Source organism: Pontibacter sp. JAM-7 (genome assembly GCF_048548695.2).
Classification (GTDB): domain Bacteria; phylum Pseudomonadota; class Gammaproteobacteria; order Pseudomonadales; family Balneatricaceae; genus Neptuniibacter.
Map to the genome: position 1 here is coordinate 288,598 of NZ_JBLYIF020000004.1, position 18,401 is coordinate 306,998.

Sequence of the window (18,401 nt, forward strand, 5' to 3'; positions counted from 1 at the left end):
TTTATGGAGACAAAATCAACACCCTATCCACAGAAGCAACAAGGCGCTGTAACTTTATTGGTTACGGTTCTGTTGTTGGCGATCGTGACTATTACCACCATCTATCTGGCAAAGGTTAGCTTGTTGGAAACAAGAACCTCTGCCAATGCAAACCGGGCCAAAGAGGCTTTGCATCATGCGCAAGCCGGTCTGGATTATGGTTCCATGTTGTATTTGGACCAGGGCGATTCCTGGGCTGACGGTACCGTGACAGTGGTGGGTCTGGATAATGGTACCAGTGTGTCTGTGCGTGGAGATATTGCCAGTGATCTTCTGACCATTACCGCCAGTGGCGCATCGCTTGATATTACCGGCAATGCGACGGTGAAAGAGGGCTATGGTCGGTTCCCGATTGTCGATTTTGGCGAACTGCCACCGTTGATGAGTAACGGTAATTTTCCGCCGGGTGGCACATTCTCCATTGTTGGCAACCCGAATGGTGGTGGCACCGGAGTACCGGTGTCGGCATGGGTTGAAACTTCAACCACTGTGGGTGTGGCGTCCTGGCAGACCTGCAACATGGATGAATTTTTGTATCAGGGCGGTAATGCGGCGGATACCAAAGTAGAGCAGGCAGATGGTTTTGTCCTGTGTGATGACTGCCGCTGTCAGCAGGCGGACAATACTCTGTGTGAAGCGGGCGATGTGTCTGACCCCTCCGAATGTCTCGATATCGTCGAGACGTCTGAATCTGCTGTGCCCGATGTATTTGAAAATGTTTTTGGTATCTGTGTCACCACCGCTTGTGGTGCCAGTGACGACACGCCCTGGCAGTCTTTCCGTGATGAGTTTGCCACCCTGATCAGTTGTGCTGATTTTCAGGCGTTAGGGGCGGCTGCAGGTGACCCTTTCTACGAGGGGGGCGCTAAAGCGGGGCAGTTGCCGTTGTACTGGATCACCGGAGACTGTTCTATTCCGGCCAACACCCAAGTAGCCAGTTATGAAAAACCAATTATTTTGGTGGTGCATGGTGATTTGACCATGAACTCTAACAGTACCTTCTTTGGTATTATGTTTGCGTTTTCGGATGTTTACCCGGACCCGACTGCGGTGGGTGTAGAAACAAACGATATTACGATTAATGGTTCCCCGACAGTGTATGGCGTGATTCTGGTGAACAGTGAGGTGAATCTGCCAACCGGTAGTTTTACTCTGGTATATGCGCAGAATATTCTGGAGCGCCTGTCAAATAATGCGGGGTCTATCCGCTACGGCGTAGGTCGTAGAGCCGGTAGCTGGACAGACTTTGATTAAGGTGAAGATTATGGATATGCGGCAAGCGTCACCGGCCTTTTCACGTGGCTTTACTCTGCTGGAAGTGTTGATCGCCTTGGTGGTTGCGGTTATTGGGGTACTGGGCATCATTCAGCTTTCCGGGGTGGTATTAAACACAATTTCCGATTCTGAACGTCGTGCTATAGCCATGACATTGGCGGAAGACGCCATAGAAAACCTTCGGGGCTTTGAGCGCCTGGAAGCTACCTCCGCATCTGCTGAAACCGCGTTCACTGATATTGTCAATACAGCTCCGGCGACGGTGACGGTGTCTACGGGTACCTCTTCACTCAGTTATGATGTGAGTTGGGATGTGGTGGATTATTTTGTCTCCGGTGGAGCGGTAACCGCTTTTACCAGTGGTGCCGTTAATAAGCGTTTTAAAGAGGTTGCGGTAACCGTCAGTTGGGATACGCCTACGGCAGGTAGCGTTTCCCTATCAAGCATCATTGCCGCAATCAGCGATAGCTCTGCGGTGTTGGCGAATGTAGGGGCTGCCAACATTGGTGGTGGCACACCGGACGTGGAGTACACCCCGGGTGAAGCGCCGGATGTTATTGCGGTTGATGTGGGGGATGGCAAGTTCAAGGAAACCACCAAGCCCTTGCCTGAAGTAGAAGCGAAAAACGAAAGTACAGTGGTGAGAATTGAAACCATCACTTACGACACTTCGGAGATTCAGCTGGTTCAAGAAGACTACGTCACCGTTAACTGCTTTTGTGAGATGTCCGCAGGCAGTGCGCTGATCCGAACACCGGCTTACCGTACCTTTGAAAATGAAACTGAAGGTTTTGAAGAGCACTACGGTGATTATGTATCAGCCGCCACGGGTACAGCGCTATCACTTAGCGGTGGTCGCACCCAATCGGAGTATTGTGACCGCTGCTGTGCGGGACACCATGACTCAGTTAATAATACCACCGGAATCACATTTAAGACCGGGGCAAGTTCTGCCTCTGGTGCTTTTGGCACCTTGGGTGATCATGCTCATTACACTTATACCATCTCTGGGGATGAAGTGATTCTCGGCGATATTGCCGACAGCGCAGGTGATGATTATGTCGAAGCCTGCCGTTTTAAGCGTATCGATGGTATCTATCGCCTGGTGCCTGACTGGAAGGCGTTTGAGGTCAATGTCTTCCCAGAGAGTTATCTCACAAGTGGCGCGTCATCGAGCCTGGCCAGTTATGTCACCTATATCAAAGATAGAGTGCACTATGAACTGCGCGATACTGTTGCCAGTTTGTCCGTATGGTCAGCCGTTTCAGCCCCGACGATTTCGCCCACTCCAGAGATAACGACGGCTACTGGTGATTCAACTCAGGCGCTATCCCGTACGTTATACTTGGATGATATCAGCCACGATACTGCGCTTTTGACGTACTTGTCTGGTTTGAGTGCTGCCTCTGTATCGGGTCAGGCATGGCTGCAATATATTCCCTTCAATGAGGTGAATACCACATTGTTGAGTACCTGGCAGTCTGCTTCTGAGTCCATTGCGTCTGTCACCAGCGAAGTTATCGACCTAGTGGATGACCCTGTGACGGACTATTATGGTTCCTTCAGTCGAGGTTTGGTGGTTGGTGAGACTGCAACAGCTGCATCAACTTCAGTCACTGCTTACATGCGTACAGATAATACTGGCCTGCTAGGTAACGAATATGCTAATCCGAGTGCTTATAAGGGCAGTGATAATAAGATTGTCCCAAGCCCTGGAGTGGTCTCCGGCAGTCTGGCGGTCAATGTTAATATCTGCGGCTTAACCTGTTACATTTCCGGTGTAATCGAAAAAGACTATTCGGGTAATAACCCGATGAACTTTAGCTCGATTGACTTTGGTTTTGATGCCAGTGCCGATGTGTATCTGACGGTGAGTCCTTCGGGTTTTGGCTGTAGCTATGGGCTGAATACAGGTACCCAGATCAGCTTCAGTTGTGAAGTGCCTAATGTTGGTACTTATGATCTGACGGTCGCAGGCAGCGCGTTTGTCGTAGGCGATGGTGATGGTATTACTTCGAATGGTGTATACAACTCACAGGCCCCGGGCTCAACAGGGTTGACGTTCACGCTTGAGCGACCGTAGTGTGTAAAATTTAATCACATGTCACAGATTTTAATTATCGGCGGTGGCGTGATTGGCATGCTCACCGCCCGCGAACTTGCCGCATCCGGCGCCAACGTTACTTTGGTTGATCAAAACGCCTGCGCCCGGGAAGCGACCTGGGCCGGTGGCGGTATTGTTTCTCCCCTCTATCCTTGGCGTTATCCCTCTGCGGTGACGCAATTGGCCACCTGGTCGCAAAGCAGTTATATCCATTTGGCAGCTGAACTGGCCCAGGAAACTGGCATAGATCCTGAGCTGCGCCAGAAGGGTATGCTGATGGTGGATGTGCAGGATCAGGCGGATGCCTTGGCCTGGGCTGAGGCGTTTCATCGGCCGCTGCGACAGGTCGATGCTGATTTTCTTTATAAAACCGAACCACACCTTGCTCCCGGTATCGACAGAGCCCTCTGGATGCCGGAAGTCTGCAGTGTCAGAAACCCCCGCTTGGGTCAGTCACTGCGTCAAAGCCTGGTATTGAATGAACGGGTCACTCTGCTGGAGCATCATCAGATCGCGGGTTTTGATACCGATGGGCAACAGATTACCGGTATTCGTACGCCGGGCGGGGTGTTGCGTGCAGATCAATACGTGGTTGCAGCGGGTGCCTGGAGTGGTCAGTTATTGGAGCAACTGGGTTTAACGTTACCCGTTGAGCCGGTGCATGGTCAGATGATGCTGTTTAAAGCAGAGCCGGGGGTTGTTGACCGGGTAGTCTTGCGTGGTGAGCGTTATGTGATCCCGCGTAATGATGGCCGGGTGTTGGTGGGTAGTACCTTGGAACGTATCGGCTTTGTGAAACGTACCACTGAGGACGCGGCAAAAGCGCTGCATGCCTCGGCACTTGAGATTATTCCGGCACTGGCGAATTACCCGGTGGAGCATCACTGGTCGGGGCTGCGTCCCGGCTCGCCACTGGGTATCCCGTTTATTGGTGCCGTGCCGTCATTTGATAACCTCTTCGTCAATGCAGGGCAGTTCCGCAACGGTTTGGTCCTGGCTCCGGCATCGACTCGGTTGTTGGCAGATATCATGCTAAACCGTACGCCGATTGTAGATCCAGCACCCTATCAGCCTGACCTCTAACCCGCTATCTAGGTTGCTGACTTGCGCCGTTGGCTGGGTGCCTTACAATGGCACCAATAACGTTTGTTTCTTTCCAGGGGTTGAGCTATGCAAGCGCAGGACATCATCCGCGAGATGCGGGTATTGCCGGACATTGATCCTGATTTCGAAATTCAGCGCCGTATTGATTTCATTAAGTCGACCTTGCTCGGTGCCGGGCAGAAACACCTTGTGCTGGGCATTAGTGGCGGTGTCGACTCTTCCACCTGTGGCCGCTTGGCACAGCTTGCGGTTGAGCAGCTGCAGGCTGAAACAGGCGATACCACTTATACATTTGTCGCGGTTCGTCTGCCCTATGCCTTGCAGCAGGATGAGGACGACGCACAGGCCGCGTTGCGCTTTATTCGCCCGAGCCAGAGCATTGCAGTGAATGTGCAGTCGGGTGTCGATGGTATTCATGCTGAGGTGTTAACCGCATTGGATCAGGCGAGTTTGCTATCGGCGCATGAGGCCGCGATTGACTTTGCCAAGGGCAATGTTAAAGCGCGTAGCCGTATGGTGGCGCAGTATGAGGTAGCAGGTATCTTGGGTGGCCTTGTGCTGGGCACAGACCATTCGGCAGAAAACGTGACCGGGTTTTATACCAAATTTGGCGATGGTGCCTGTGACCTTGCGCCGTTGTTTGGTTTGAGTAAACGTCAGGTGCGTCAGTTGGCGAAAACGCTGGGTGCCCCGGATGCTGTTGTCACCAAGGTGCCAACAGCCGACCTGGAATGTCTGGCACCGCAGAAAGCTGATGAGCATGCGCTGGGGTTAAGCTACGAGCAGATTGATGATTTTCTTGAAGGTAAAAATCAGGACCCGGTGGTAACCAAGAAGCTTGTTGCGATTTATCAGCGTACCGAGCATAAGCGTCAGCCTATTCCAACCCTATATGATTGAAGCAGTACGAGTAAAAAAAAGGCACCCTGAGGTGCCTTTTTTTGTGCGGTGAAGTCGTATTTATTCCGCTTTTGCTTCTGACTCTTCGTCATCAAACAGGCCAAAGGTCAGTTTACTGAACCAGCTTCTATCTGGTTTCGGTACGCTCTGAGCGGTTACGGCTACCGGAGGCGGTGCATCTTCGCTGTCGCTGAACAGGTCGAAGGTGGCAGCATCCAGTAGGGTTTTTTCGGCCTTGTAAGCTGGGGTGTACTGGTAAGCCGGGAAGTTCTCCTGCAGTACCGCCAATGTGTCTGCGGCTAATTGCTGACGACCGAGCAGGGTGTAAGCTTCCACCTGCACGCCAAGCGCATCGGCAAGAGAAGGGGTCTCCTGCATGTTTTCTACTACATAGCGGCCACGGTTCACTGCAGCGACGTAGGCACCGCGTTTGATGTAATAGCGGGCAACATGTACTTCATAAGCAGCCAGGCGGTTCTTAAGGTATACCATGCGCTTTTGCGCATCCGGCGCAAATTGGCTGTCAGGGTAGCGGGTTACCAGCTGATTAAAACTCTCAAATGAGTCCAGTGCGGCACCGGGGTCGCGTTTTGATTCATCCACCGGCAGGTAGCTGGAGATCCACGAACGATCCTGCTCGAATGCAGTCAGCCCCTTAAGGTAATAGGCGTAATCAATATTTTCATGATTAGGGTGCAGCCGGATAAAACGATCAGCGGCAGCGCGGGCTGCTTCAGGTTCGTAGTTGCTGAAATAGGCATAGATCAGCTCAAGCTGGGCTTGCTCGGAGTAGCGACCAAATGGGTAGCGCGCTTCCAAGAGCTGCAGTTTCTCTAATGCCAGTTCCCAGTCATTCAGGTCCATGGCCAGAATGGCTTCCTCGTAGAGCTGTTGCTCTGGAATATCTGGTGCTGGCAATTTGTCGGCAAACCATGAGCAAGCCGAAATGGAAAAACTTAACAGCAGTATTGCAATGAATCTGGTGAGTAGCATGTTATCGATCCCGATGCAGTCCCTAGCCGGTTATGAGGTATACTGGCAAAGAATTTAACGGCCTATTTAAACACAACCGTTCTGTAAGCCAAAGCCTCCTGAAATATCTAACAGGTTCTAATGTCTGACCAAATTACTCTTTCTGCCCCGGTAACCGATGACCTGATAGGTCAGCGCCTCGATCAGGCAGTCTCAAAACTGTTCCCGGAATACTCCCGGTCTCGTTTGCAGGGCTGGATTAAAGACGGCTCTCTGACAGTGAATGGCGAAGTGCGCCGTCCCCGAGATAAGCTTTTCGGCGGCGAAACGCTGGCGCTTAATGCCACTTTGGAGTCAATTGAGCATCATAAGCCGCAAGACATCCCGCTGGATGTGGTTTACGAAGACGATGCGATCATCGTTATCAATAAACCCGCAGGGTTAGTGGTACACCCGGCGGCAGGGCATCATGACGGTACGCTGTTGAATGCCTTGTTGCATCATTGTCCCGATATTGCGCAGGTGCCCCGAGCCGGTATTATCCATCGGCTGGATATGGATACCACAGGCCTGATGGTGGTGGCGAAAACCATTCCTGCGCAGACTGAGTTGGTCACCCAACTGCAGTCACGCGAGATGGGCCGTGAGTATGAAGCCATTGTGCACAAGGTGATGACCGGTGGCGGCACGGTGGATGAACCTATGGGCAGGCACACCAAAAACCGGCAAAAAATGGCAGTTGTTGGGGTTGGTAAAGAAGCCATTACGCATTATCGGGTGTTAGAAAAATTCCGCGCCCACACCCATGTACGGCTCAAGCTTGAGACCGGACGTACTCACCAGATCCGCGTGCATATGTCGCACATTCACTATCCGCTAGTGGGTGATCAGCTATATGGGGGGCGCTTCCGGTTGCCTAAAGGAATTAGTGACGATCTGCTGGAGGCGTTACGCGGTTTTCGCCGTCAGGCACTGCATGCTAAAAAGCTTGAATTATGGCACCCGGAAACCGGAGAGCTGGTATCCTGGGAAATTGATCTGCCACAGGATATACAGCATTTATTGACTCTGTTAAAAGCCGATAAAGAACAGGTTGAGGTCTGAAGTTCGTATGCAATGGATACAGGCGAGCTGGCCGGCACCGAAGCAGGTTCATGCTCTGACCACTACCCGCCTAGGGGGGGTGAGTAATGCGCCCTTTGCTAGCCTGAATCTGGGCGATCATGTTGATGATTTATCAGAGAGTGTCGCGAAAAACAGAGTTCTGTTGCTGCAGTCTCTAGGGCTGGTGCGCTCGCCGCAGTGGTTGCAGCAAGTGCACGGTACAGATGTTGTTGAAGCCAGTGATAACGGCCTGATACCTGAAGCGGATGCTTGCTGGACCGTCGAGACAGGGCTGGCGTGTATCGTCATGACCGCGGACTGTCTGCCGGTGTTTTTTACCAATAGCAGTGGTACCCGGGTTGCGGTAGCGCATGCAGGTTGGCGTGGTTTGCTGGCCGGGATATTAGAAAAAACACTGCAACAGTTTAATAATACCGACGATGTTATTGCCTGGCTGGGGCCAGCTATCGGGCCGAAGGCATTTGAAGTCGGCGATGAAGTTCGTGCCGCGTTTTTGTCTCAGAATCTGGAGAATGCCGATGCGTTTGAGGCAACGGGAGTGCCTGAAAAATATATGGCAGATCTCTATCAACTGGCACGTATGCGGCTGAAACAAGCGGGTGTGGTTTCGGTTTCGGGTGGCGATTACTGTACGTTCAATGATGCAGATAAGTTCTTTTCTTACCGGCGGGATGGTATGACCGGCAGAATGGCAAGTCTTATATGGATTGAAGATATGCGGGTTCCTCTAAAGTGAGTAAGTACATACTTTCTGAGCTTTTTGTTGAGCTGAAGTCGCTGATTCCTACCTTGGTGGTGGACCTGAAATACAGTTCAGAAGATAATTTTATTGGTGAGCCGATTGAGGGTTATGCAGCAAATCATGCCTGGTTGACGCCTCCCGCTGCTGAGGCGTTGTTGCAAGTGCAGAAGGCACTGTTACTGTCTGGTCTGGGGCTTAAAGTATTTGATGCCTATCGCCCGCAACGCGCTGTCAGTCATTTTCTTCGCTGGGCAAAGTCGGCACCGGTTGCATGTCAGGCGGAGCAATATTACCCGGGCTTGCAGCCTGCTGAGCTGTTTAGCGAAGGTTATCTGATGGCGCGTTCTAGCCATAGTCGTGGCAGTACCGTGGACCTGACGATCGTGGATATGGCCAGTGGGGCTGAGCTGGATATGGGCAGCCCATTTGATTTCTTTGGTCGCCGTTCCTGGATCGACTGCGCCGATATAAGTGCCCAGGCGAGGGCTAACCGGCTGCTACTGAGAAGTATGATGGAACAGCATGGGTTTGTGCCGTTCCATCATGAGTGGTGGCACTTTACGCTGGCGGATGAGCCATACCCCGAGACGTATTTTGATATTCCGATAGTGTAGTGGCGTATAAAAGTACCTGATCGCAGACTTGAGCAACCCGCAGTTTGGCCGATACTCATTCAGGATAAAGGGCCTGGATTGGATCAGTAGACACAAAATAGCGATAAAGCTTTTAATGAGTGGCTTGTTGATTACACGCCACAGAGTTTAAGATGCTGTTATGTCATGTGTTTGCGCGACTCTTTGCATGTCTGATCCGTGCCGTCAGGGAGCTGTGAATGAAAGATTTTAAGGTGTTGTTTACCGGTTCAGTGGCATCCGGCAAAACCACTGCTATCCGATCATTAAGTGATATTGATACTGTCGATACTGACGCCAATGTCAGTGATTCGGCGATTCGTCGTAAGCGTACGACCACCATTGCTATGGATTATGGTGTGCTGGAGCTGGACGATACGGCACGTATGCACCTCTATGGCACCCCGGGGCAGGAGCGATTTAAGTTCATGTGGGAACTCATGATGAGTGACCTGGCGCATGATGCCATCGGTATGATTTTGCTGGTGGACAATACCCGTAAAGACCCTTTTCGTGACATCAAATTCTATCTGGAAGAGTTTCGTGACTTTATCGTTCGGCGTCGCATGATTATCGCCGTAACGCATTCTGACCTGCGTGCTCAGCCCGACTTGGATCATTATCAGCGTGTGCTCAAGGATATGGGTGTGTTCACGACTGTCATGTTTATCGATGCCCGGGTGCCGTCCTCTGTGTTGTCGGTGCTGCAGGATCTGGTAGGTAATGAGGTCTCAGGACTCGATTGGCAGAATATTGGTGCACGACTGGATAGCAAACAACCTGAGTTGCCGGAAACGACAGCAGAGCCTTCGACAGAGATTAATCAGGTGCCACTGCTACAGGCTGCAATCAATACCCGGGGTATTACCTCCGCGATGTATCTGGATGCGGAGCGCAAGATTGTCGACTCAACCATAAAGAGTGAACTGAAAAAAGAGCTGCTTTGTTCCATGGCAAACCTGATCTCAGCTTTGGAGAAGAAGGCTGCTTTTATGGGGTCAATTGATAACCTGGTGCTGTGTGGAGAAGGCGAAGAAACGCTTTCCGTGTTTGTGGATACAGAACATGCTTTAGGTCTCTGCTCCGAGCCATCATTGACCCTGACGGTGCTGAAGCAACAAGCTGCTGACCTGCTACAGTGGAGTAACGAATGATCACTGCCCTGAAACAGCTACATCAACCTGGATTAATACAGGCTGCCTGCCTGTTGCGTAACAAGGAAGTCGAGGCATCCACGTTTGAGGCCAGTGAACGTAACTACCAGACTATTGCCCGACAGGCTTTCAGCTATATTTTCCACAATGCCTCCCGGGTGGGGGCGAATCATAACGAGTCTCATCTTGAAATCGGGCATATGCGTCTCAGTGGCTTTCTGATGAAGCAGGGCTGGATCCTAGTCTGCCTGTCGCCCAAGCATAGTAATATTCAGCTGGTACGCGAGGTAGTTAAGTGCAGTCAGCAAGAGCTGGCCAGCGCAGTACAATCGGCTTGATTCCCATTTGCTGAACGCTTGATCTATATCAGCTTTGTCTAATTTTTATACGCTTCATGCTTGAAGCGACCGCATTCAACCCCCATACCTGAATCATTCATTTGATTTAATCCCTTACGGGACTTGGGTGTGGAGGATATATGCGCCCCGATAAATTTACCGCCAAACTTCAGGAAGCCCTGGCTGATGCACAATCGCTAGCTGTTGGGCGTGATCATAACTTCATTGAACCCCTGCATCTGCTCAGTGCTTTGCTGGAGCAACGTCAGGGTACCGCTGGCCAGGTTTTACAACAGGCCGGCGCTAATCTACAGAACCTGCGGCAGCAACTGCAGACTAAGCTTGAAGCGCTACCCAGGGTGAATAATCCTGATGGAGAAGTGCGTTTTTCTCAGGACAGTGCACGGATCTTCAATCTAATCGATAAACTGGCGCAGCAGCGTGGTGACCAGTTTATTGCCAGTGAATTGGTGTTGCTGGCACTGGCTGACGATAAAACCGATGCCGGCAAGTTACTGCGTGATGCCGGGATAACCAAAGCTCAGTTAGAACAGGTGATCAACCAGATGCGTGGTGGAGACAGTGTGAATGATCCTAATGCTGAAGATAATCGGCAGGCACTGGGCAAGTACTGTATCGATCTGACGGAACGGGCAGAGTCCGGCAAGCTTGATCCGGTGATCGGCCGGGATGATGAGATTCGTCGTACTATCCAGGTGTTGCAGCGCCGAACCAAAAACAACCCGGTACTGATTGGTGAACCGGGGGTTGGTAAAACCGCCATCGTTGAAGGCCTGGCCCAACGCATTGTTAACGGTGAAGTCCCCGAAGGGCTGAAGCGGAAAAAAGTCCTGTCACTGGATATGGGCGCTTTGATTGCGGGTGCAAAATTCCGTGGCGAGTTTGAGGAGCGCCTTAAAGCGGTGCTGAATGAACTGTCGAAACAGGAAGGTCAGGTCATTCTGTTTATTGATGAGCTACACACCATGGTCGGTGCTGGTAAGGGCGAAGGTGCCATGGATGCCGGTAATATGCTGAAACCGGCGCTGGCACGGGGCGAACTGCACTGCGTAGGCGCTACGACTTTGAATGAATACCGTCAGTATGTAGAGAAGGATGCAGCACTGGAGCGCCGCTTCCAGAAGGTGCAGGTGGATGAGCCTGACGAAGAGTCCACTGTAGCGATCCTGCGTGGTTTGAAAGAACGTTACGAAGTGCACCATGGGGTTGATATAACCGACTCCGCCATTATTGCTGCAGCAAAGCTGTCACAGCGTTATATCACCGATCGTCAGTTGCCGGATAAAGCGATTGATCTGATCGATGAAGCGGCATCGCGCATCCGGATGGAGATGGATTCGAAACCCGAGGATATGGACCGTCTGGAGCGGCGTCTTATTCAGCTGAAGATGGAACGTGAAGCGCTGAAAAAAGAGCAAGATGCTGCGGCGAAGCAGCGTCTGCAGGAATTGGAAGACACGATCAGTCGGTTGGAGAAAGAGTTTGCTGACTTAGATGAGGTCTGGAAAGCCGAGAAACTTGCCCTACAGGGTTCGCAGAAGGTCAAAGAGCAGCTTGATCAGGCGCGTGTGGAGATGGAACAGGCCAGTCGTGCTGGCGATCTCGCCCGCATGTCAGAGCTGCAGTATGGTGAGATTCCGGAGCTGGAAAAACAGCTGGCAGCCGCCGCTGAGGCGGAGCAGCAGGGTGAAACCAGTAATAAACTGCTACGTAATAAAGTGACGGAAGAAGAAGTTGCAGAAGTCGTGTCCCGCTGGACCGGCATTCCGGTCAGTAAAATGCTGGAAGGCGAACGGGAAAAGCTGCTGCGCATGGAGCAGGCTTTGCATCAGCGGGTGATAGGTCAGGATGAGGCCGTCATCGCCGTATCCAATGCGGTGCGCCGCTCGCGGGCAGGGTTGGCTGATCCTAACCGGCCTAATGGTTCATTCTTGTTCCTGGGGCCTACTGGCGTGGGTAAAACTGAGCTGTGTAAAACATTAGCCAGCTTCCTGTTTGATACTGAGGAAGCCATGGTGCGGATCGATATGTCGGAGTTTATGGAGAAGCACTCTGTGGCGCGTCTGATTGGTGCACCGCCAGGCTATGTTGGTTATGAAGAGGGTGGATACCTGACTGAAGCGGTGCGGCGTAAACCCTATTCGGTGCTACTGCTGGATGAGGTAGAAAAGGCCCATCCGGATGTGTTTAACATTCTGCTGCAGGTGTTGGAAGATGGTCGCTTGACGGATGGTCAGGGGCGCACAGTCGACTTCCGCAACACGATAGTGGTGATGACTTCCAATCTGGGATCTGACCTGATTCAAAACTTTAGCGATGATGATGACTATCAGCAGATGCGTAATGCCGTTATGGAAGCGGTCGGCATGCACTTCCGACCGGAAGTGATTAATCGTATCGATGAAGTGGTGGTATTCCATAGTTTGCGCAAAGAGCAGGTATCGGGCATTGCCGAGATTCAGCTGGATCGTCTACGTCAGCGCCTTGCAGAACGGGGTTTAACCCTGACCCTCACTAGCACAGCCATGGATAAACTGGTGGATGTGGGCTTTGAGCCTATCTACGGTGCAAGGCCATTGAAACGTGCGATTCAGCAATGGATCGAAAATCCTCTGGCGCAACAGATCTTGGCGGGACAATATGCCCCCGGCGTTGAAATTGCTGTCGATGTCGAGTCCGGAGAATTCGTGTTCCGCTAATCGATTACCACTCATATCCAACCCGCTGCCCAGCGGGTTTTTTTATGCTTTTTCGCGCCATTCCATATCCCCCAGCTGCACATGCAGCCATTCAAAACCGATGCGCCGTGCGACTGCCGCGGCGCCATCCAGGCTCTTGAATTCACGTTCTTCACGGGATCGCTGTAGATCGAGCGTGATGATTTCGTCGTTATGAGTATGGAATTTAAGAGTCCATCCCCGCGACATCGAGACAGGCGAAGCTTTGCAGGAACGAAATACACCGGCCCGGAATAGAAGCTTTATTTCCTTCTCTTGCATGATCTTAATCCTATTTAGATTAATAAAAAAACTATATTGATAATTATAAAACAAACGGTGACAAATACAACTCTTATTTTGATTTTAAGTTATTGTATTTAAAAGGTTTTTTAAATATTTTCTGGTATATTTAAGAATTGAATTTATGCAATTGTAAGATGTTGATTTTTATGGATTAAATTGGGTTTTTAAGAGTCTGTGTTTTTGCTTCAAAAGTGAAATTTTTTCATATTTTTGATGATTCAATAATTAAAATTGAATAATCCTTGATCTGGCTTGGCATGGCGCTGCTTTAAAACAGGTTTCCAGCCCGTTGGCCATGTAATATGCTTATCAAATCGAGCACGTTGGCAGGGATGAGAGGAGAAACAATGCAATTGAAAACAGCAGGAATGTTGGCGCTAGTGGCAACTTTGTTGGTGGGCTGCGCCGGACCAACTCAAATGGCACAACCTGAGCCGGAACCAAAAAAACGGTTAACAGTAACGCCGGTTTCGATGTCTGTGGTTGCGACCGGCATGGATCTGCGCGTTGATTATCTGCAGCCCCTGTTAAGGGTGATGAGCCAAACGGCGTTTTTCAGTGCAGCCAATAGTCAGCGTTTGCTTAGCAGCTATGCTTACGCTGGCGAAGTGAGCACGGGAGCTGCGCCGCGGTTAGTGCAAATATTCCAGCAGACATCCGGTGATGCCTGGGGTTATGTCACGACCAGCGTGACGCCGACATCGGTAGCAAATGCGTTTAAGCTGGACAATACGCCGCAGGGCACACTTTATGCGTTGGTGCTGAAGCAGGCACGTATCTGTCTGACAACCCAGGCCAATGGAGCGCCTACCTGGAGTGGCAGTAAACTTAACTTCTCCAGTCAGCCGGGGTATTTTGAATGCACCGGGTTGACCAACAGTACGCTGTTTCAGCCCGGTAGCAGTATTCCCGCTATGTTAGGCCCATACTACGGGGAGGGTGATACGGTGCTGATCTTCCGTGACTTCGCCACGCTGACCCGTTTGATGTCGGCTTTGAGCCAGCGTTTTCCTGAAATCAGGATTCCGAAGATTTATCAGTGAGTGCGCCGGATTCGGTTGCGTAACGTGCCGCAATAAAATTCAAACCCACGGGATGTTGAGTGGTGATATGGCTGAAATAAAAGTACTGGTGGTGGATGATGCCCGACTGATTCGGGAGCATGTCAGTCGCATTGTGAAAAATCACTTCCCTGATTATCAGGTAGATGCAGCGGAAGATGGTGATGTGGCCAGAACCCTGATGACCCGCCAGGATTATGATCTGATTCTGTGTGATTGGGAGATGCCGGGTATGTCCGGTTTGGAGGTTTTGCAGTGGGCCAGGCAGCAGCCAGTCTACCGCGATGCTCCTTTTGTCATGATTACCAGTCGTGGCGAGCGTGATTATGTACTCAAGGCGATCCAGGCCGGGGTTAATGATTACATGGGCAAGCCGTTTGAAGACGCCTCGCTGGTAGAGAAGATTGACAAGTTTGCCGGAAAACGGATTGAAACCAGTGCCGAGTCCCGTCGTAAAGCGGCACAAATGTTGGCAGCAGGTAAATCGGCGGCCGGTCAGGCCAAAGCACAGAAAAAACCACTGGGTCTGGTGCAGCTCAGGTGTAATGCCGGGTTGCTGCGTTGTGCTCTGAAAGATGTCACTTTGCAACATGCCAGGGTGGCACTAAAACGTGAGGATGGCGTGCCGCAGCTGTTGGAGCAAGTCGTGGTAGACATCGAGTTTGCTGCGGATCAGGTAGTACAGCTAAACAGTTTTATCAGTGGACTGAGTGCCAATGAACTGCGTATCGATACGCCCTTCATTAGCGCGGATGTGCAGTTTGCAGATACGGATCCGGAAAAGCTGGAGCACTTGACCCGGTTTATCGCCAGCCTGAAACGACAGAAAAAAAGCTAAAGCAAAAGGCACTCAGTAGAGTGCCTTCTCATCTTTGATCACATCTTTCAGAACTTTCAGAAACAGCTTGTCAGCATCGCTGTGTTTGGCGGGAATTTTGACATTGGTGGTTGCAGAGAGTTGTTCGGCAATAATGGCATCAGCACTGTCATCATTGATATGCTCTCGCGCTATGCGTTTGGCGATATCAGAAATTTCAGGCTCAACCAGCACTTTGCGGATAAAACCGATCAGCTCGTTAATAACCCGTTCCTGATTTTTAATATCGCTGATATTCATCGTTTCAATCCTTATGTATCAGGGTTCGATTTCACTATAACCTTTCCCCGAATGGCTGCACAGTCATCTAATACCCGCCGATAGTAGTTAATTGGCGACGATAGCCAGAGTTTGGTTGCCCCACTAGCGCCCCTATGCGACAATTGCCGCCTCATTTTTTTTGAGACCTTGAGTGTGTAGGAAATCCCGAAGCTCATGGAAGCAACTTTCTGAGGGTTGTTTCTCGATAAAGGTCTGTCGGCCGGGTGATCCCTGGCTCCGACACACACCCGAACGTGGGCCTGCAGCTCTACCCTGAATTGGTTCAGAGTGAGACCGCTAGAGATACAACAATTTGTCTGGTTCAGGCACGTTCAACGTTGCAGAAACAAAAACTGTTAATTTCGTCAGTAACTGACTACTGACGTCGTTAGAGGGTGACACACGTGGAATTACTTTCAGGCGCAGAAATGGTAGTACGTGCCCTGCGCGATCAAGGCATTAAATACGTATACGGCTATCCTGGCGGTGCTCTGCTGCACGTCTATGATGCAATCTTTCAGCAGGATGACGTTGAGCATATTCTGGTCCGTCATGAGCAGGCCGCTACCCATATGGCAGATGCCTATGCGCGCGCCACCGGTAAAGCGGGTGTAGCACTGGTGACTTCGGGTCCTGGTGCAACCAACGCGGTTACTGGTATTGCTACTGCATACATGGACTCTATTCCTATGGTCGTGATCACCGGCCAGGTAATGTCCCATCTGATTGGTGAAGATGCCTTCCAGGAAACCGATATGGTCGGTATTTCCCGTCCAATCGTGAAGCATAGTTTCAGTATCACCCGTCCTGAAGAAATTCCGGAAGTGATCAAAAAAGCGTTCTATATCGCAGAAAGCGGTCGTCCGGGTCCAGTGGTAGTGGATATTCCGAAAGATATGACGACGCCGACGGAGCGCTTTGAATATGAATTCCCCAAAAGCGTTAAACTGCGCTCCTATAACCCGATTAACAAGGGTCACTCTGGTCAGATTAAAAAGGCCGTTGACCTGCTGTTGGCAGCGAAGCGTCCGGTCATATACAGCGGCGGCGGTGTCATTATGGGTGATGCCAGTGAAGAGCTGACTGAGCTGGCGCGTAAGCTGGGTTACCCGGTGACCAATACTCTGATGGGGTTGGGTGGTTATCCTGGTACCGATAAGCTGTTTATTGGCATGCTGGGTATGCATGGCAGTTATGAAGCTAATATGGCGATGCACCACAGTGACTTGATTCTGGCAATTGGTGCGCGGTTTGATGACCGTGTTACCAATGCTTGCGATAAGTTCTGCCCGACTGCCAAGATTGTGCATATCGACATAGATCCGGCGTCTATCTCCAAAACCATCAAGGCTGATGTGCCGATTGTGGGTCCGTCCAAGGCGGTACTGAAAGAGATGCTTGAGCAGATACAGACCGCGAAAAAAGCGCCAGATGCAGCAGCTCTTAAATCCTGGTGGGAGCAGATCGATGACTGGCGTGGCCGTCATGGCGGTCGTTATCGCATGGATGATTCTGAGCAGATGAAGCCGCAGCATGTTATCGAGATGCTCAGTAAAGTCACCAATGGTGACGCTTATGTCTGTTCTGATGTTGGTCAGCACCAGATGTTTGCTGCCCAGTATTACAAGTTCAATAAACCTAATCGCTGGATCAACTCTGGTGGCCTCGGCACCATGGGGTTTGGTTTGCCAGCGGCGATGGGCATTAAACTGAGCTTCCCTGAAGAGGAAGTGGTGTGTGTGACCGGTGAAGGCAGTATCCAGATGAACATTCAGGAACTGTCGACCATTAGCCAATACGGCATGCCGGTAAAGGTTATCTGTCTGAATAACCAGTCACTGGGTATGGTTCGCCAGTGGCAGGATATGAACTATGAGTCCCGTCACTCCCAGTCTTACATGAAGTCCCTGCCGGACTTTGTGAAACTGGTGGAAGCGTACGGCCATGTTGGGATCAAGGTTGAGAAATACAGCGAGCTGGAAGATGCCATGCGTAAGGCATTTGCCATGAAAGATCGCATGGTATTTATGGATATCTCGGTAGATCCTTACGAGCACGTATACCCGATGCAGGTACCCCGGGGTTCCATGCGTGACATGTGGCTGAGCAAAACGGAGAGAACCTAACCATGCGCCATATCATTTCTGTATTGATGGAAAACGAGCCGGGTGCACTGTCCCGGGTTGTAGGCCTGTTTTCTCAGCGTAACTTCAATATTGAAACGCTGACTGTGGCCCCGACAGAAGACGAGACGCTGTCCCGTCTGACGGTAACCACCATTGGTGATGACCATGTGATCGAACAGATCACCAAACAGTTGAATAAGCTGATTGATGTGGTGAAGGTGGTTGACCTGACTGAGGGTGATCATCTTGAGCGTGAGCTTATGATGATCAAGATGAAAGCTAACAATGGCACGGTTCGGGCAGAGATCAAACGTACCGCGGATATTTTCCGTGGCACTATCATCGATGTGACACCGAACACTTTCACCGTTCAGTTGGTGGGTGCTAGTAGCAAGCTGGATGCATTTATTGATGCTCTGGGTACCACCAATATTATGGAAGTGGTGCGTTCAGGTGTTTCCGGTATTGCCCGTGGTGAGAAAATTCTGTCTCTCTAAACATGGGCCGAAGTACCAAAAAAACCGCTCCTTCAGGAGCGGTTTTTTTGGTTTTAAAAGCGGGCGTTGTTAACGCAGGTTGCAGATGTACAGCGGCTGCTGGCACTTCCCTGTGATGGCCGCTAGGCTGTTGGCATAGACATAACTTCG

17 protein-coding genes are annotated in these 18,401 nt (G+C 51.0%); 14 read left to right on the plus strand and 3 right to left on the minus strand.

The window, feature by feature from the left end; translation table 11 throughout:
* The first annotated feature begins 3 nt into the window (after nt 1-3).
* The 4 genes from ACFVYJ_RS07590 to nadE all read left to right on the plus strand — a co-directional run bounded on the left by ACFVYJ_RS07590 (nt 4) and on the right by nadE (nt 5,422).
* Nucleotides 4-1,293 carry a hypothetical protein gene (locus ACFVYJ_RS07590; protein WP_419414608.1) on the plus strand — a complete coding sequence of 430 codons (1,290 nt, stop codon included), beginning with the start codon at nt 4-6 and terminating at the stop codon, nt 1,291-1,293.
* A gap of 10 nt (nt 1,294-1,303) precedes the next feature.
* Entirely contained in the window at nt 1,304-3,397 is a 2,094-nt protein-coding gene (locus tag ACFVYJ_RS07595; protein WP_419414607.1) for a type IV pilus modification PilV family protein, read from the plus strand.
* An 18-nt stretch (nt 3,398-3,415) separates the two neighbouring features.
* Nucleotides 3,416-4,501, plus strand: coding sequence for a glycine oxidase ThiO (gene thiO / locus ACFVYJ_RS07600; protein ID WP_419414606.1), 1,086 nt, complete (start codon nt 3,416-3,418; stop codon nt 4,499-4,501).
* Nucleotides 4,502-4,588: 87 nt separating this feature from the next.
* Nucleotides 4,589-5,422, plus strand: coding sequence for an ammonia-dependent NAD(+) synthetase (gene nadE / locus ACFVYJ_RS07605; protein ID WP_419414605.1), 834 nt, complete (start codon nt 4,589-4,591; stop codon nt 5,420-5,422).
* Between the two features lie 60 nt (nt 5,423-5,482).
* On the opposite strand, the gene ACFVYJ_RS07610 is transcribed toward nadE, so the two are convergent.
* The gene (locus ACFVYJ_RS07610) at nt 5,483-6,415 is read right to left on the minus strand and encodes an outer membrane protein assembly factor BamD (RefSeq protein ID WP_419414604.1); all 933 of its coding nucleotides are present in this window, start codon (nt 6,413-6,415) and stop codon (nt 5,483-5,485) included.
* A gap of 120 nt (nt 6,416-6,535) precedes the next feature.
* On the opposite strand from ACFVYJ_RS07610, the gene rluD reads away from it, so the two are divergent.
* From rluD to clpB, 6 genes are all read left to right on the plus strand, one after another.
* Complete coding sequence (rluD, locus tag ACFVYJ_RS07615) at nt 6,536-7,498, plus strand: 23S rRNA pseudouridine(1911/1915/1917) synthase RluD (protein WP_419414603.1); 963 nt, start codon at nt 6,536-6,538, stop codon at nt 7,496-7,498.
* A gap of 7 nt (nt 7,499-7,505) precedes the next feature.
* Entirely contained in the window at nt 7,506-8,255 is a 750-nt protein-coding gene (gene pgeF / locus ACFVYJ_RS07620; protein ID WP_419414602.1) for a peptidoglycan editing factor PgeF, read from the plus strand.
* Complete coding sequence (locus tag ACFVYJ_RS07625; RefSeq protein ID WP_419414601.1) at nt 8,252-8,875, plus strand: M15 family metallopeptidase; 624 nt, start codon at nt 8,252-8,254, stop codon at nt 8,873-8,875. The genes pgeF and ACFVYJ_RS07625 overlap by 4 nt, the downstream gene beginning before the upstream one ends.
* A gap of 218 nt (nt 8,876-9,093) precedes the next feature.
* The gene (locus ACFVYJ_RS07630; protein ID WP_419414600.1) at nt 9,094-10,047 is read left to right on the plus strand and encodes a GTP-binding protein; all 954 of its coding nucleotides are present in this window, start codon (nt 9,094-9,096) and stop codon (nt 10,045-10,047) included.
* Nucleotides 10,044-10,385, plus strand: a complete 342-nt coding sequence (locus ACFVYJ_RS07635; protein ID WP_419414599.1) for a hypothetical protein — start codon at nt 10,044-10,046, stop codon at nt 10,383-10,385. Before ACFVYJ_RS07630 ends, ACFVYJ_RS07635 begins: the two co-directional genes overlap by 4 nt.
* Before the next feature lie 140 nt (nt 10,386-10,525).
* Nucleotides 10,526-13,105 (plus strand): ATP-dependent chaperone ClpB, encoded by a 2,580-nt coding sequence (clpB, locus tag ACFVYJ_RS07640; protein ID WP_419414598.1) that lies wholly within the window; start codon nt 10,526-10,528, stop codon nt 13,103-13,105.
* A gap of 42 nt (nt 13,106-13,147) precedes the next feature.
* Here clpB and ACFVYJ_RS07645 read toward each other — a convergent pair whose 3' ends face one another.
* Nucleotides 13,148-13,405: a hypothetical protein gene (locus ACFVYJ_RS07645; protein ID WP_419414597.1), complete on the minus strand. Its 258-nt coding sequence runs from the start codon at nt 13,403-13,405 to the stop codon at nt 13,148-13,150.
* Between the two features lie 371 nt (nt 13,406-13,776).
* On the opposite strand from ACFVYJ_RS07645, the gene ACFVYJ_RS07650 reads away from it, so the two are divergent.
* The gene (locus tag ACFVYJ_RS07650; protein ID WP_419414596.1) at nt 13,777-14,472 is read left to right on the plus strand and encodes a hypothetical protein; all 696 of its coding nucleotides are present in this window, start codon (nt 13,777-13,779) and stop codon (nt 14,470-14,472) included.
* Between the two features lie 67 nt (nt 14,473-14,539).
* Entirely contained in the window at nt 14,540-15,328 is a 789-nt protein-coding gene (locus tag ACFVYJ_RS07655) for a response regulator (RefSeq protein ID WP_419414595.1), read from the plus strand.
* A gap of 12 nt (nt 15,329-15,340) precedes the next feature.
* On the opposite strand, the gene ACFVYJ_RS07660 is transcribed toward ACFVYJ_RS07655, so the two are convergent.
* On the minus strand, nt 15,341-15,607 hold the full coding sequence (locus ACFVYJ_RS07660; RefSeq protein ID WP_419414594.1) for a hypothetical protein: 267 nt from the start codon (nt 15,605-15,607) through the stop codon (nt 15,341-15,343).
* A 425-nt stretch (nt 15,608-16,032) separates the two neighbouring features.
* On the opposite strand from ACFVYJ_RS07660, the gene ACFVYJ_RS07665 reads away from it, so the two are divergent.
* A complete protein-coding gene (locus ACFVYJ_RS07665; protein WP_419414593.1) occupies nt 16,033-17,754 on the plus strand; it encodes an acetolactate synthase 3 large subunit in 1,722 nt (573 codons plus the stop codon).
* 2 nt (nt 17,755-17,756) lie between these two features.
* The gene (ilvN, locus tag ACFVYJ_RS07670; RefSeq protein ID WP_419414592.1) at nt 17,757-18,251 is read left to right on the plus strand and encodes an acetolactate synthase small subunit; all 495 of its coding nucleotides are present in this window, start codon (nt 17,757-17,759) and stop codon (nt 18,249-18,251) included.
* Nucleotides 18,252-18,401: the final 150 nt, after the last annotated feature.